At 39.6% G+C, this 15,216-nt stretch carries 13 protein-coding genes and 1 other annotated feature; of the genes, 7 read left to right on the forward strand and 6 right to left on the reverse strand.

Features of this window, described 5'->3' with window-relative positions; all coding sequences use genetic code 11:
- Positions 1-10: 10 nt before the first annotated feature.
- The 6 genes from ADM90_RS18150 to ADM90_RS18175 all read right to left on the reverse strand — a co-directional run bounded on the left by ADM90_RS18150 (position 11) and on the right by ADM90_RS18175 (position 7,805).
- Positions 11-1,270: a bifunctional folylpolyglutamate synthase/dihydrofolate synthase gene (locus ADM90_RS18150; RefSeq protein WP_053996321.1), complete on the reverse strand. Its 1,260-nt coding sequence runs from the start codon at positions 1,268-1,270 to the stop codon at positions 11-13.
- A complete protein-coding gene (locus tag ADM90_RS18155; protein ID WP_053996322.1) occupies positions 1,267-2,559 on the reverse strand; it encodes a bifunctional folylpolyglutamate synthase/dihydrofolate synthase in 1,293 nt (430 codons plus the stop codon). Before ADM90_RS18155 ends, ADM90_RS18150 begins: the two co-directional genes overlap by 4 nt.
- Positions 2,560-2,690: 131 nt before the next feature.
- Positions 2,691-3,092: a hypothetical protein gene (locus ADM90_RS18160; protein ID WP_053996323.1), complete on the reverse strand. Its 402-nt coding sequence runs from the start codon at positions 3,090-3,092 to the stop codon at positions 2,691-2,693.
- A gap of 248 nt (positions 3,093-3,340) precedes the next feature.
- Positions 3,341-5,986, reverse strand: coding sequence for a valine--tRNA ligase (locus ADM90_RS18165; RefSeq protein WP_053996324.1), 2,646 nt, complete (start codon positions 5,984-5,986; stop codon positions 3,341-3,343).
- An 81-nt stretch (positions 5,987-6,067) separates the two neighbouring features.
- Positions 6,068-6,312 (reverse strand) — a binding site (T-box leader).
- A 261-nt stretch (positions 6,313-6,573) separates the two neighbouring features.
- Positions 6,574-7,197, reverse strand: a complete 624-nt coding sequence (locus tag ADM90_RS18170; RefSeq protein WP_053996325.1) for a hypothetical protein — start codon at positions 7,195-7,197, stop codon at positions 6,574-6,576.
- Positions 7,198-7,358: 161 nt separating this feature from the next.
- The gene (locus ADM90_RS18175; protein WP_053996326.1) at positions 7,359-7,805 is read right to left on the reverse strand and encodes a CoxG family protein; all 447 of its coding nucleotides are present in this window, start codon (positions 7,803-7,805) and stop codon (positions 7,359-7,361) included.
- 550 nt (positions 7,806-8,355) lie between these two features.
- Between ADM90_RS18175 and purB the strand changes: the two genes are divergently transcribed.
- Genes purB through ADM90_RS18210 form a run of 7 tightly spaced genes read left to right on the forward strand, consistent with a single transcriptional unit; the run spans position 8,356 to position 14,934 of the window.
- On the forward strand, positions 8,356-9,720 hold the full coding sequence (gene purB, locus ADM90_RS18180; RefSeq protein ID WP_053996327.1) for an adenylosuccinate lyase: 1,365 nt from the start codon (positions 8,356-8,358) through the stop codon (positions 9,718-9,720).
- Entirely contained in the window at positions 9,720-10,214 is a 495-nt protein-coding gene (locus ADM90_RS18185; protein WP_053996328.1) for a GNAT family N-acetyltransferase, read from the forward strand. The genes purB and ADM90_RS18185 overlap by 1 nt, the downstream gene beginning before the upstream one ends.
- 3 nt (positions 10,215-10,217) lie before the next feature.
- Positions 10,218-11,027 (forward strand): amino acid ABC transporter substrate-binding protein, encoded by an 810-nt coding sequence (locus tag ADM90_RS18190; protein WP_053996329.1) that lies wholly within the window; start codon positions 10,218-10,220, stop codon positions 11,025-11,027.
- Positions 11,028-11,060: 33 nt separating this feature from the next.
- Entirely contained in the window at positions 11,061-11,732 is a 672-nt protein-coding gene (locus tag ADM90_RS18195; protein ID WP_053996727.1) for an amino acid ABC transporter permease, read from the forward strand.
- 12 nt (positions 11,733-11,744) lie between these two features.
- Positions 11,745-12,500 (forward strand): amino acid ABC transporter ATP-binding protein, encoded by a 756-nt coding sequence (locus ADM90_RS18200; RefSeq protein WP_053996330.1) that lies wholly within the window; start codon positions 11,745-11,747, stop codon positions 12,498-12,500.
- A complete protein-coding gene (locus ADM90_RS18205; RefSeq protein WP_053996331.1) occupies positions 12,497-13,648 on the forward strand; it encodes an amidohydrolase in 1,152 nt (383 codons plus the stop codon). Before ADM90_RS18200 ends, ADM90_RS18205 begins: the two co-directional genes overlap by 4 nt.
- Positions 13,639-14,934, forward strand: coding sequence for an MmgE/PrpD family protein (locus ADM90_RS18210; protein WP_053996332.1), 1,296 nt, complete (start codon positions 13,639-13,641; stop codon positions 14,932-14,934). Before ADM90_RS18205 ends, ADM90_RS18210 begins: the two co-directional genes overlap by 10 nt.
- Positions 14,935-15,216 lie beyond the last annotated feature (282 nt).

Raw genomic sequence — 15,216 nt, forward strand, 5'->3', positions numbered from 1 at the left:
TAAACTACTCTTAAGCATCCTCGTTCAATAAACGATTACGTACCGCTGTTAATAAATATAAGGAGCCTGCTACAACTGTGCGCTCTTTCTTTGCGGATTGTTGCTGTAAAAAGGAGACATAGTCTAGCAAAACAGCTTTCTTTGTCGCATTGGAAAGCGCCATCAGTTGTTCAGCAGCCATTGCACGAGGATTGTCGAAATCGACGAAATAAAAATGATCACTCACCTGCTCTAACAATCTCAAAATTTGTTGAACATCTTTGTCGGCAAGGATGCCAACAACAAAGGTTATCGCTTTATTTGGAAACTCCTGCTGAATTGTTTCTACTAATTGCGCTACACTTGCTGGATTATGTGCACCATCTAAAAAGACAAAAGGCATAATTTCTTCAAAGCGCCCTAAAATCGTGGCATTTTTGATGGCCTGGCGAATTGCTACTGTGCTTGGCTCCACGTCTAAAATGCTCGCTATTTCTAAAAATGCCGTCAGTGCTGATGCCATATTATGCGCCTGATGTGTCCCCTTCATCGTGCGTAGCAAACCTGTTATTTGACATGCATGCTTCTTATTAATGTAACATTCTCCATCACTTGTTGATGCAACAGAAAAATGATGCTCTAGCTCCAAGATTGCAGCATTTTTTTGTGCAGCCTCCTGCAATACAACTTGCTTTGCTTCCTCTGGTAAATCACCAATAATCACTGGTCGCTGCTCTTTAATAATGCCTGCCTTATGATGCGCTATACTTGTTAGCGTATCCCCTAAAAATTGTGTGTGCTCTAGCGCTATACTTGGAATAATTGAAACCAACGGCATCACCACATTTGTGCTATCCAATAAGCCACCCATTCCTGCCTCAATTAACGCAAGATCAACCTGGCAATTGGCAAAGTGTAAAAATGCAGCAACTGTCAACAGCTCAAAATCTGTTAGCTTTCCGCTTAGCCCTGCTGCTTGCATATGCTGAAACACGGCATCCATTGCAGGTGCTGAAATCGCTTTGCCATCCACCTGGATTTGGTCATGCACATCAACAATACATGGGGACATAAATTTCCCTACGCGCAAGCCATGTTCTTTTGCTATCGCTTCAAGAAATGTAACCGTTGACCCTTTGCCATTTGTACCCGCTATATGGACAGTTGGTAGCCTACGCTCTGGATTGCCGACGAGAGCCAATGCCTCCTCAATTGCCGTCAACCCAGGCTTAATCATATCATCGCTGTGAACATGCCATTTTTCTTTATAGTGATTTAATTTAGGGATCATCGTTTTGCCTCCTGTAGCCACTTGCGAACTTCTGCGATAAAGTATAAAGAACCTGTAACAACGACAATATCCTCAGCATTTCTTCCAGAAAGCACGGCTTGAATCGCATCCTGCCATTTGTTATAATCGGCTTTTTTTGCATTCGTTGATAGCTGTACTAAGCTTTTGGCAGGCATAGCATTTGGTAGCGCAATTTGTGTAAATGTCATGGAGGACGCAACAGCATCCATAAATGCAAGGCTGTTGCCATGATCCTTATCTGCTAAGGCTGCATATACAAAGTGATACCGACGATTTGGATATACCACTTTAAGTGTTTGAATAAGTGCAGCCGTTCCCTCTGAATTATGGGCACCATCCAGTACAATATGATTTGACCATTGTTCAAAGCGTCCTGCCCATTGTGCATCTTGTAAAGCTCGGCGAATGGATTGGTCAGTAATTGCAAGAGCGCCCTTGTCATGTAACACTACCATTGCCGTAATCGCAAGACTTGCATTATTGATTTGATGGGAGCCAGCCATTTTTAAGGCAATATCAGTCATTAAAACAGTGCCCATGTTATAGGTAAATTGCTGATAATCTGTGGCTTGTAAATAATTGGTCGCTGTAAAGTCTTGGCCCAAAACAAAGCATGGAGCATGTCGCCTAGCTGCTACTTCTGTTATAACAGTTAGTGCTTCCTTATTGTGAACACCCACAACCACAGGAACACCCTCTTTAATAATTCCCGCTTTTTCAGTAGCCACCTTTGCAAAGGTATCTCCTAAAAACGCTGTATGCTCCAAAGAGATCGTTGTGATAATGGCTAATAATGGTGTAACAACATTTGTGGCATCGAGACGCCCACCAAGCCCTGCTTCAATCAGTGCTATATCAATTTCTTGATCTGCAAAGTATTGGAACATAATAAGTGTAACCACCTCAAAAAAGCTTGGAAAATCTCCATTATAGTGCTCCTCTACTATCTGTGCTAGCTTGTTGAAATAAACTAAAAATTGCTTATCAGAAATTGGGACACCATTAATCGTTATACGTTCATGCACTCGCTCTAAATGAGGAGAGGTAAAAGCGCCCACTCTATAATCAGCCTGTTGTAGCATTTCTCTTAATGCATTGACGGTTGAGCCCTTCCCATTAGAGCCAGCGATATGGATAACGCGGAGTTTGTTGTGAGGGTTATCTAAAAATGCTAGCACCTCTCGCATAAAGACAAGTGGCGCACGTTTATGGTCAACTGCTTTTAATGTAAAAATAAATTCTGTACATTCCTTCATTGTGTTAAACAACAACAACACTTCCTTTTCATGCAATATCTCTATTTTAGTACAAGTGGCGTTGAATAACAGCGGTTTCTTTATAAGCAGTATAAAAAAACACACAGAGGGGGCTGACCATTCTGCGTGTTTGAGCGGCTTATTTAATTCATTATCTGACGAGTGCCTAATAAAGCACCCATATTATCTAAAATAATTTTGGCATCATTATTTAAAAGCGGCATTACATCTGGACGTTGCACTAATTCAAAAGAATTTTTTAATGTTCTTTTTAACATAGAAATATCAAAGTTCGAACAATACTCATTAATTTTATTGATGGTTAATAAATCGGCACGCGATAATTTCGCCTCTTCTTTTTGTTCGTTATTGCTGGCTAGTATATGTTTAATCAATACACGACTACTAGTATTTAATAAACGGTAATATTTTGCTTCTGATAATTTTAAAAGATTTGTTTGGATTAATACCCTTGCACTTACAAAATCAAGATCATCACAGGCCCTATTAATTTTTGAAATGATTGTAGCAATATTTCCTGTCACCTCTAACACCTCCATTCAGCAAAATGTATGCTCTAAAATATTTATATCGAACAGCTATAAATTCCCTTGTCCTTCTTTGCCACGATTGCAACATGTTAGGCTTTGTTTCCTATATTATACAGAAGCGAAATTCACCTATTCGACTAATTATTTTTGATTTTACTATACACTTTTACCTAACACAATATATATCTTTTGATATATAAAATAAAAAAAGGTGGATGACTTTATTGCCATCCACTACTTTTTTACATACTTTTCAATTCTTCTAAACGTTTCAAGACAATCGCATGCTTGCTTTCATAATCTGCTAATTTTTCACGCTCTGCATTGACTAATGCTTCTGGTGCTTTTGCTACAAATTTCCCATTAGATAGCTTACCTGTTACAAGCTTCACTTCTTTTGCCCATTTCTCTAGCTCTTTTTCGAGACGAGCAATTTCTTCCTCTAGGTTAATCAGCCCTACAAGCGGTAAGAAAACTTGCGCACCTGTAACAACGGCTGTCATTGACTGACCAGGAGCCTCTAAGCCTTCACCTATTGTTAATGTTTCAGGGTTACAGAATTTTTCTAAATAGGCTTTATTTGCTTCAAGCACGGTTACTGTTGCAGCATCTTTCGCTGAAATAAACAATGGCACTTTTTTGCTCATTGGGGTATTCACTTCTGCACGAATATTACGTACTGAACGTATAATATCCATTAGGAGCTTCATATTGTCTGCTTCTTCAGCAAAATGAAGGTCCGCACGCACGGTTGGCCATGCAGCCACAGTAATGGAGTCACCATTGTGTGGTAAGTGCTGCCAAATTTCTTCTGTAATAAACGGCATAAATGGATGTAATAGACGCATTGTTTGATCAAGCACGTAAGCTAAAATAGAACGCGTTGTCTTTTTCGCTGCTTCATTCTCACCATAAAGTGGTAATTTCGCCATTTCAATATACCAGGAACAGAAATCATCCCAAATGAAATTGTATAATTCGCGACCAACTTCACCAAATTCATAACGCTCTGCAAGAGAGGTTACACGTTCAATCGTTTCATTTAAGCGCGTTAAAATCCATTTGTCAGCTACTGATTTTTCACCAGTTAAATCGATCTCATCATATGTCATACCATCCATATTCATAAGTGCAAAACGTGATGCATTCCAAATCTTATTGGCAAAGTTCCATACTGCTTCTACTTTTTCCGTTGTATAGCGTAAATCTTGACCAGGTGATGAACCAGTAGCTAAGAAATAGCGTAATGAATCTGCACCGTATTGTTCAATGACGTCCATTGGATCAACACCATTGCCAAGTGATTTACTCATTTTACGTCCCTCACCATCACGTACTAAGCCGTGAATTAATACATCTTTAAATGGACGTTGCCCTGTAAATTCAATGCCTTGGAAAATCATGCGAGACACCCAGAAGAAAATAATATCATAGCCAGTTACTAGCGTATTTGTTGGATAGTAACGTTTATATTCTGCATTTGCCTCGTCTGGCCAGCCCATTGTAGAAAACGGCCATAGTGCAGAGGAAAACCATGTATCCAGGACATCTTCATCTTGCGTCCAATTTTCACTATCCGCTGGTGCTTCTTTTCCTACGTAAACTTCGCCTGTTTCGTTATGATACCATGCTGGAATTTGATGGCCCCACCATAATTGGCGAGAGATACACCAATCGCGAATATTTTCCATCCAGCGTGAATATGTGTTTTCAAAACGAGCTGGCACAAAGTGTACTTTCCCTGTTTCATCCTTTTGTAGCTCTAGGGAAGCATCTGCAAGCGGCTGCATTTTCACAAACCATTGTGCAGATAAATAAGGCTCTACAACAGCACCTGAACGCTCTGAATGACCAACAGAGTGCATATGCTCTTCAATTTTAAATAACACGCCAGCCTCTTGTAAATCGGCTACAATTTGCTGACGACATTCAAAACGATCCATACCTTGATATTTGCCAGCTAGCTCATTCATTGTGCCATCTTCATTCATCACAAGAATGCGCTCTAAATTATGACGATTCCCTACTTCAAAGTCATTCGGGTCATGCGCTGGTGTCATTTTTACAACACCTGTACCAAAATCTTTATCTACGTAGTCATCCGCTACAATTGGAATTTCGCGTCCTACAATTGGTAAAATAACAGTTTTGCCAATTAAATGTTGGTAGCGCTCATCATCTGGATGCACAGCCACACCTGAGTCACCGAGCATTGTTTCGGGACGTGTTGTCGCAACTTCCACATGACCTGAACCATCAGCTAATGGATATTTCATGTGATAGAAAGCACCTTGCACATCCTGATAAATTACTTCTATATCCGATAATGCTGTTTTCGCTGCTGGGTCCCAGTTGATAATGCGTTCACCACGGTAAATTAAACCTTTTTCATATAATTGTACAAAAACAGTTTTAACAGCATCTGATAATCCTTTATCTAGTGTAAAACGTTCACGTGTATAGTCTAAGCCAAGGCCAAGCTTTGCCCATTGGTCGCGAATATGTCCAGCATATTCCTCTTTCCATTCCCATGTTTTTTCAAGGAATTTTTCACGTCCTAAATCATAACGTGTACTATTATCTTCACGTAGCTTTGCTTCTACTTTTGCTTGTGTTGCGATACCTGCATGGTCCATTCCTGGTAACCATAATGCATCATATCCTTGCATACGCTTCATGCGGATAAGTATATCTTGTAATGTTGTATCCCACGCATGTCCAAGATGGAGCTTACCTGTTACGTTCGGTGGTGGAATAACGATGGAGTAGGGCTTTTTCCCGCTTTCAGGTTGTGCTTCGAAAAACTTTCCTTGTAACCACCATTCATAGCGACCAGCCTCAATGGACTGTGGATCATACTTCGTTGGCATTGAAATGTTTTCTGTCATATTAACTCCTCCTATTGTTTGAAAACTGTTGGTAAAGAAATGCTATTTATTTTTTTACCCAATAAAAAAACTCCTGTCGTCTAAAAGGACGAAGGAGTTTTAGTTCGCGGTACCACCTTTAATTCCAGCAGTGGTTAAGAATTTTTTCTTAGCCTACCCTACTGGCTCTTAATTCGGTAACGGTGTTTAACCGGCTTTAACTACTATTAGTTCACTAAAGCTGCTCAAGGGCTACCTTCAATTTCGTACAAATAGAAACTTTCCAGCTACCATTTCCTCTCTATAAAATGTACACAAAATTTACTCTTCCCTATCATCGCATCTATATTGAATTTTCCTTATTGTACCGCAAAATCGTGTTATCTTTCAAGTGATTTCATTGTTTTTAGGAACTGTGAAAAGGAAGTGAATCATCAATGCGTCGACGTAAATATAATCCATGGCTTTTACCGCCATGGCTACGACAAATTCGTTTCTATTGTCGAACAATTATCGTGCCTCTTTGTGCTTTTCAATTTATACGTGTCATTATTGTGCCAACATCGGGCGACCTTATTTTCTTATTGGTCTTGTTGCTTCTCTGCTACTTACTTTTGAAAGACATCATTTGAAACACGGACTTTTAGCGGTGTATATTCTTCCGTTAAATCCCAAATCATTGAAGGTACTTCATGCCAAGAGCTTGATTCACGTACAACAATATGACTATCAGTTACTGTAACTGCCTCTTGGTGTGAAGCTGCTGCTACGCTAGTAGACTGCTTTACTGGCACACTTTCTTCCATAACCGTTAGTTGTTCTTCGTTCGTAGCATTCATCTGCGCTTTTTCCATAACAGGTTCAAGTTCATTAAAGACACTTGTGACTGTCCATTCTAACTGACACATTTGATTTGCGAGACTAGGACGAATATCCTTGATCATTAAATCTTTTACATCCGACTCTTTTGGTAAATCCACATGTAAAGGTACTGCATACTCAAAATAGCCTGTGTCTCCTTGAATATCAAGTGCAGCAATGGCGATAATATCCTCTTGCCCCATATGAGTCTGCATATCCTGAAAATCAAAACGTACATGTGCAGTAATATGGTAAATACCCATGAGTCGCAGTGAGTCCTCTAATTGCTTTGTCTGCCACTGTGGTTTAATTTGCACAGCCGCTATTTCTGTTGGGCAGCCATAGCCAGGAAAACAAAATGTTTCACACATCTTCCAAGTTTTGTGTTCGATAATAATCCCTCCCCTTGCATCATATGACCACTCGGAGGCTAGTATGCTAGAACACTTACACTGATATACAAGTTACTACGAAAAAACGGCATACTAGAGGTGATCTTCTAGCATGCCATTTTTATTGTTAGTTACATTCATTAAACATTTACTAATTTAATCTTATTGGCTACACGATCTGTTAGCATTTGTGTGGCCTTTGGTACGATAGGCTTGAAAATTGGATTTAAAACTGGGCCTGCTAATCCGCCAGCTGTTACTTCTAAAAAGCCTGTCATTTTCGTGTTTTCAGCATCAATGCTTTCCGCAAGAAAATAGCCATTCCCTGAGAAATTATCAGAAAGTCCTTTGAGCTCAAATGTTACTTTCGAAGGTGCCGCCCATTCTAAAATTGTAATCTCTACTTCTACTGTTTTTTTCAAAACACCCACATTCCCTTTAAAAGTCCATGTAGAATGTTTGTCGTCAATCATTTTATGTGCGTTATAGCCTGGGACAAGCTTCGCCCATTTCTCCATATCGCTTACGAAATCCCATACATGTTCAATTCCTACAGGTACATCGACTGTATGTGTGCCAGTTGCCATATCAAACCACTACTTTCTATATATGAATAGCTTTATTATAAACGATTTCGCCCACATTTTGACTATGCTGAAAGATATAATTTTGACAAAAAACAGTCCGTTCCCCATCAATCTGGTAAGAAAACTAAAAAAACATGCCAGAGAAATTCCAGTATGGCTTACATCATTTATCGCCTTAATTGTACAAACACTTTATAGAAAGTAGCCATCGTTTTGGCAATATGCTCGAGAAACAAATAATGTCTCATACTGAAAGAATAGTAGAAACACAGATTTTTTCCTTTTTATCGGTGAAAAAGGTGTGCTACTACCCACTCAACTGCCATTCTTCGTCGCTATAAATAGTGTTTTTATTTTCACTTACTCTGTCACAAATAGATTCTTTTCCTATTATTTATCATTATTCAAAATTATACAAATCATTTATTTAAAATTAAAAGAAAACTTTTAAAATTATAAATTTCCGCTTGAAAAAAACAAAGTAAACCAGTATACTTTGTTTCATAATAAAGTTTAGTGAAATAGTTGGTTTTAAAAAGGAGACAATACCATGCCGTCACATGTAATTGATATGATAATGTTGAAAAATAATTTTGGTACAGAAGAAATGCGCAATGTGTGGTCTGATGAAAATAGACTGCAAAAGCATATAGAAGTAGAAATTGCTTTGACACAGGCAGAAGGTGAGCTTGGTGTGATCCCTGTGGAAGCAGCGGAGGAAATTGTGAAACAGGCCAGCCAAGCACACTTCGATATCGAACAGCTTGCTGCAAATATGGCCAAGCTCAAGCACTCACTGATGCCAACCATTAATGCCATCCAAGAAATTAGTGGTGAACATGGTGAATTTGTGCACTACGGTGCTACAACACAAGATATCGTTGATACAGGTACTATTTTACAGCTTAAAGAAGCACACCAAATTATTCAGCGCGATCTACTACAAGTAGCAGATGCCCTAGCCGTACTTGCCAAAGAACATAAGCTTACATTAATAGCAGGTCGTTCGCATGGTATGCAGGGCTTACCCACAACATTCGGCTTTAAAATGGCTGTTGTATTAAGCGAAATATTGCGCCATATTGAGCGACTACAACAAATTACAGAACGCGTTTTTGTTGGCAATATTAGTGGAGGTGTTGGTACATACGCATCATTTGGAGAGCAAGGCATCGCTATTGAGCAACGTGCTATGGAAATATTGGCACTTCAAGCACCTGAAATTTGTTGGCATTCCTCACGCGATCGCTTGGCAGAATATGCAAGTGTACTTGGTCTCATTAGCGGTTCGCTTGGTAAATTAGCCAATGAATTTTACAACTTAATGCGCACAGAAATTGATGAAGTAGAGGAGCCTTTCTCTAAAGGAAATGTCGGTTCATCCACAATGCCGCATAAACGCAATCCTGCCATGTTTGAGGGGATTGCGAGCTTAACCCGCCCTATTTTGCAAAATGTATCGCTTATGCAGCATTCCTTAATTGTTGAACATGAGCGTGATGCAATGTCCTGGCGTGCAGAATGGATTGCCTTGCCTGAAATTACAATTTATTTATCATCTCAATTAGCTTCCACGATTGCTGCATTACGAGGCTTAGTGGTCAAGCCGCAAAATATGTTGAAAAACCTAGATAAATTAGGTGGTTTACTCTTATCTGAAAAGATAATGTTTGAGCTTTCTAGCCAATTTGGTAAGCAAACCGCTCACCATATCATCTACGAAATTTCAATGGAAGCACTCGAAAACGATGTGCCATTTAAAGAGCTATTAGCGAAGGATAAGCGAATTACGGGCACTTTCTCAGTGGAGCAATTAGCAAGCATTTTTGATTATGCCTCTTATACTGGGCTTGCACCAGCGAAAGTAGAGGAAGTTTTAGCGCATTATGAACAAATAAAAAAGGAGGATCGCTAATGACCTATACTTATCGTGCAGCCACACTGGATGATGCAGAAATATTGCGCGATTTACTCCATGCTTCTTACGCGGAAAATTTACAATATGGTGTACATTTTGATGCAACAACCGTCACATTACAGCAAGTACAATCACATTTAAGCTATAATCTTTGCTATTTTTTAGAGGACGACGGGGCGGTGCTATCCACTGTATCGCTTCGTATGCCATGGGGACCAAATCCCGGTCCCTGCCCTGTTCCACATATTGGCTGGTTTGCTAGCCTCCCAAATAGCGGAAAACAAGGCATTGGCTCTGCCTTGTTGCAATGGCTGGAAACAACCATATTGGAAGAGCAGTTGAAAGTACCCTATGTAACACTAGGCACAGCCGACTCTCATCCATGGCTTGGTAGTATGTATGAAAAAAAGGGCTATGTGAAATTTGGTCAAAAAGATTTAGGTAAGGGACATCTTACAAACTATTACAAAAAGAACATTTTGGAGGCATAACAGATGAAAAAGAAAATTTTACTGACAGCATTGATTGCTGTATTCGCACTTGTATTAACAGCATGTGGTGGCACAAAGGAAGAAGGAGCAGACAAAGGCTCTTCTGATGAAAAAAATGTATTACGTGTTGGTTCAACTGGTCAATCTTATCCAAACGGCTATAAAGATGGGGATAAATTAGTGGGCTTTGATGTTGAAGTAATTGAAGCAATTGCCAAAAACTTAGACTACTCTGTAGAATGGGTGAACTCGGATTTTAGTGGCCTTATGGGACAATTAGAGGCTGATAAAATTGATACAATTGCCAATGCTGTTGCTGTAACAGATGAACGTAAAGAAAAATATGCTTTCTCTGACGCTTATTCTTATGCAGGGGTGACGATTGTTACACATAAAGATAATGCAGATATTAATACACTGGATGATTTAAAAGGTAAAACAGTATCAGGTGTACTTGGCTCAAACAATGTGAAAAACTTAGAGAATTTCGATAAAAATGGAGAAATTACGATTCGCACATATGAAAATCGCGATGGTGCACAATTAGAAGCAATTAATAAACGTGTAGATGGCTATGTCAATGCTAAAGCTTCTTTATTGGCAGAAATTCAAAAAAGTGATTTACCATTAAAATTCGTTGGCGAACCATTTGTCTATGAGGATGTTGCCTTCCCATTCCGCAAAACAGCTGATAATGAGGAATTGATTGCAGCCATTAATGCAGAAATTCAAAAATTACGTGAAGATGGTACATTAAAAAAGCTATCTGAAAAATATTACGGTGGCGAAGATATCACTGTTAAAGTAGAATAATCATTATTTTGTACAGAAAGGCGTCAGATGGATATGAACTTAGATTTTTCTTATATGATTGAAGTTCTCCCTGCCATTTTAAAGTACATTCCAATCACATTATTTATGGCAATAATCGCAATGATTATTGCCGTAGCTATTGGTTTAGCTTTAGCACTGGTATATAAAACAAACTTCAAAATTTTAATTTACGCAGCGAATGTCTATATTTCTTTCTTCCGAGCAATTCCCATGCTCGTCCAACTATTTTTAATTTACTATGGTTTACCGCAACTGTTCCCTGTTTTTACAAAGCTAGATGCTGTCACGGCCGCTATTATCGGTTTAGGCTTTAAGCAGGCTGCCTTTTTAGCTGAAATTTTCCGTGCCGCCTTCGCTTCTGTTGAAAAAGGACAGTTAGAAGCTTGTCTTGCAGGAGGTATGTCAAAATTCCAAGCATATCGTCGTATTATTTTGCCCCAAGCTTTGCGCAACGCACTGCCAGGTACGGGTAATACGTTTATTAGCTTAATTAAAGAAACATCCCTTGCTTTTACACTTGGTGTAGTCGAAATTTTCGCAGAGGCAAAAATGCAAGCCTCTAACTCCTTCCGCTATTTTGAAGCCTATTTAACCGTAGCATTAGTGTATTGGGCAATTATCGTTGTCTATACCTATGTGCAAAAGCTGATCGAGAAATATTTGGATCGCCCATATAAAACCTAGAGGTGACGATTGATGTTAAAAGTAACAAATCTAGTAAAAAGCTTTGGTGCATTAGATGTCTTAAAAGGCATTAGCTTTGAAATTAAGCAAGGCGAAGTGTTGGCAATTATCGGTCCTTCTGGCTCTGGAAAATCGACACTGATCCGCTGCTTAAATTATTTAGAGCAGCCCCAACAAGGCATCATCGAAATTGATAATGCACGTTTAGATGCCGCAAAACCAACGAAAAAAGATATTCAACATCTACGCTCCAAAACAGCCATGGTGTTCCAAAACTATAATTTATATAAAAATAAAACAGCATTAGAAAATGTCACAGAATCATTAATTGTGGTGAAAAAGACCCCGAAAGCGGAAGCCAATAAAATGGGTATGCAGCTTTTAAGCGAGGTCGGCTTAGAGGCAAAGCGTGATAATTACCCTGTCACAATGTCTGGTGGACAACAGCAGCGTGTGAGTATTGCACGTGCGCTTGCACAAAAGCCGCATGTTATTTTATTTGATGAGCCCACTTCTTCCCTTGACCCAGAGCTAGTGCAAGAAGTATTACATGTCATCAAAAAATTAGCAGAGCAAAAGATAACAATGATTATTGTGACACATGAGATGGATTTTGCACGAGAAGTCGCCGACCATATTATTTTTATGGCGGATGGTCATATCGTGGAGCAAGGACCTGCCAAGGAATTTTTTGCAAATGCACAGCAGGAGCGCACGAAAAAGTTTATTCGACAAATTACTTCAGAAAGTGAGGATACCATTTTATGACATCTATTACGATAACAGATGCTTTACAGCAACAGTTAATTGCCTATCGACGCGAATTACATGCGTACCCTGAACTCTCCATGCAAGAATTTGAAACAACAAAACGCATTAGTAATTGGTTACAGCAACACGATATCACGATTTTAACGTATCCGCTTAGCGTTGGCGTAATTGCAGAAGTGCGTGGCGAGCAGCAAGGGCCAACGATTGCGATTCGTGCAGATATTGACGCACTGCCAATTGAAGAACAAACAGATGAGCCATTTCGTTCAAAAAATGCAGGAGTAATGCATGCCTGTGGTCATGATTTTCATACGTCCTCTATTTTAGGAACAGCCATTTTATTACAACAGCAGCGCCATTTATTAAAAGGCACTGTGCGCTTTATTTTCCAGCCTTCTGAGGAAACTGCACAAGGCGCAGAGTATGTAGCAAAGGCGGGCGTATTAGAAGATGTAGAAGCCATTTTTGGCATGCATAATAAGCCTGATTTACCAGTTGGTACAATTGGTATTAAAGCAGGCCCATTAATGGCAAGTGTTGACCGTTTTGAATTAGACATTATCGGTACTGGCGGACATGCAGGTATTCCTGAAAGCACGGTAGACCCTATCGTCATCAGCAGTCAAATTGTTACCGCATTCCAATCCATTGTTAGCCGTAATATCTCTTCCTTCGATAATTCCGTTTTATCTGTAACAAAATTACAAGCAGGCAATACATGGAATGTGATTCCAGAAAAAGCGGAGCTAGAGGGTACTGTACGTACATTCCAAGCCACGTCACGCGCTACTATTCCACAGCGTATGAAAGCATTGGCAGAAGGCATCGCTGCAAGCTATGGCGCAAAAGCTGATTTCAGATGGTTCCCTTATTTACCAACTGTCTATAACGATGCACGTTTTACAGAAGTATTACAGGAGGCTGCTCGCATCAGTGGTCATCAAGCAGTTGAAGCTGATATGGTGCCTGCTGGTGAAGATTTCGCCTTTTATCAAGAGCGTATTCCCGGCTATTTTGTATGGGTAGGTGTAGATGGACCGTTCGGCTGGCATCATCCACAATATCGTTTAAATGAAGATGCGATACCTGTGGCTGCCACTTATTTTGCAAATCTTGCGGTGAGCGTGTTAGATCAATGGCAGTAAACCATATTACAAGGCGCTTTGTTCATCAACTATTTTTAAAGCCTTTAGATATTGCGGCAATTGAAGATGCGAAGCGTGGACTCATTGATTTTGTCGCTGTTACAAACTGTGGCAAAGAGGATGCAGGCGTACATAAATTATTACAGCTCGCCTGTGGAGGGACAAGCAAGGTCATTGGACACCCGATTTATACAACACCAGAGCAGGCTGCTTTAATTAACGGCTTTATGGCACATGCACTAGACTTTGATGATGTACATCATGAATTACGAGGGCATCCAAGTGCTGTTTTACTACCGACATTATTTGCTTTATGTGATGAAGATACAACAGGTATACGCTTTATCCAAGCCTATGCCATTGGTGTAGAGGCGATGGCCAAGCTTGCCCTTTCCCTCTCCAATGTTCACTATGAAAAAGGCTGGCATAATACCTCAACGATTGGCATTGTTGGTGCAGCTATTGCAGGCGCTTATTTAATCGGCTTAACAGTGCATGACACATGTCGTACAATCGGCTTTGCCACAACTATGGCGAGCGGAATGCGAATTCATTTTGGTACAGAAACAAAACCTTTACATGCAGGTATTGCTGCCAAGCATGCGATTGAAGCAATTCGTTTTGCACAAGTCGGCATGCATGTCAATGACAATAGCCTAGAGGGATACATTGGCTTTTTATCGCTCTATGGTGAAAATACGCCGAAAAAAGCAGAGGCATTATTGCTGGATGTAACATCTGCAACTTGGCGCATTTCGTCACCAGGATTATGGTTTAAGCTTTATCCTTGCTGCTCGGGGTCTTATTTTGGCATTGATGCAGCACAACAGATTGGCCCACTTGCTGTCGAGGAAATTGAAGACATTCATATTACCTTCTCTCATTATAGCGATGCAGCACTTGTTATTCGCGAACCCAAAACGGGGGAAGAAGGTCGTTTTAGCATTGAATATATCGTGTCATTAATTTTAGCAAACAGACCTTTACATCTAGCTTCTTTCCTACCAGAGCCGATTGATGACACAGTGCAACAATATATGAAAAAAGTAAGACGCTCAAATGACCTTGAAGCCGTATCGAAGTATACACAAATAGATATTCGCTTAAAAAATGGCACACAATTATCTGCAAGAGGAATCAATCCAAAGGGAGCCCCTTCTAATCCATTAACAACAGTAGAATTAGAGAACAAGCTCACTTCAGCCACAGAGCAAGCTGATACTATTATTGCCACTATCCGGGCATTAAATAGCTCAAAGGTTTCTTCACTCTTACAACTTATTTAATCATTTAACAGGCTAGAATAAGGGCTAGGCAGAAAAAATTTTTGCCCAGCTCTTTCTTGTTTATTTATAGAAAATAATGAAAGAAAAAAGAAACCGATAAAATTGCAAGTGTGCCTACGCCAAAAATGGCTATCACTTTTACCATATCTCTTTTCAAGCCACTTCCTCCTTCATATAAATCCAATCCTTTCTTATTTATTCTAAAACCGAACGCAAAGTTCATTGTTTCACAACATATAAAAGGCAGCATTCCATTATTTAAAAAATAATACGCTTTTTTCA

The sequence above is a fragment of the Lysinibacillus macroides genome (assembly GCF_001281525.1).
Lineage (GTDB): Bacteria > Bacillota > Bacilli > Bacillales_A > Planococcaceae > Lysinibacillus > Lysinibacillus macroides.

Excerpts from the sequence above, each read along its gene's own strand:
- ADM90_RS18150 (WP_053996321.1), bottom strand. The coding sequence starts at position 1,270 with ATGATCCCTAAATTAAATCACTATAAAGAAAAATGGCATGTTCACAGC.
- ADM90_RS18165 (WP_053996324.1), bottom strand. The coding sequence starts at position 5,986 with ATGACAGAAAACATTTCAATGCCAACGAAGTATGATCCACAGTCCATT.
- ADM90_RS18170 (WP_053996325.1), bottom strand. The coding sequence starts at position 7,197 with ATGTGTGAAACATTTTGTTTTCCTGGCTATGGCTGCCCAACAGAAATA.
- ADM90_RS18175 (WP_053996326.1), bottom strand. The coding sequence starts at position 7,805 with ATGGCAACTGGCACACATACAGTCGATGTACCTGTAGGAATTGAACAT.
- purB (WP_053996327.1), top strand. The coding sequence starts at position 8,356 with ATGCCGTCACATGTAATTGATATGATAATGTTGAAAAATAATTTTGGT.
- ADM90_RS18185 (WP_053996328.1), top strand. The coding sequence starts at position 9,720 with ATGACCTATACTTATCGTGCAGCCACACTGGATGATGCAGAAATATTG.
- ADM90_RS18190 (WP_053996329.1), top strand. The coding sequence starts at position 10,218 with ATGAAAAAGAAAATTTTACTGACAGCATTGATTGCTGTATTCGCACTT.
- ADM90_RS18195 (WP_053996727.1), top strand. The coding sequence starts at position 11,061 with ATGAACTTAGATTTTTCTTATATGATTGAAGTTCTCCCTGCCATTTTA.
- ADM90_RS18200 (WP_053996330.1), top strand. The coding sequence starts at position 11,745 with ATGTTAAAAGTAACAAATCTAGTAAAAAGCTTTGGTGCATTAGATGTC.
- ADM90_RS18205 (WP_053996331.1), top strand. The coding sequence starts at position 12,497 with ATGACATCTATTACGATAACAGATGCTTTACAGCAACAGTTAATTGCC.
- ADM90_RS18210 (WP_053996332.1), top strand. The coding sequence starts at position 13,639 with ATGGCAGTAAACCATATTACAAGGCGCTTTGTTCATCAACTATTTTTA.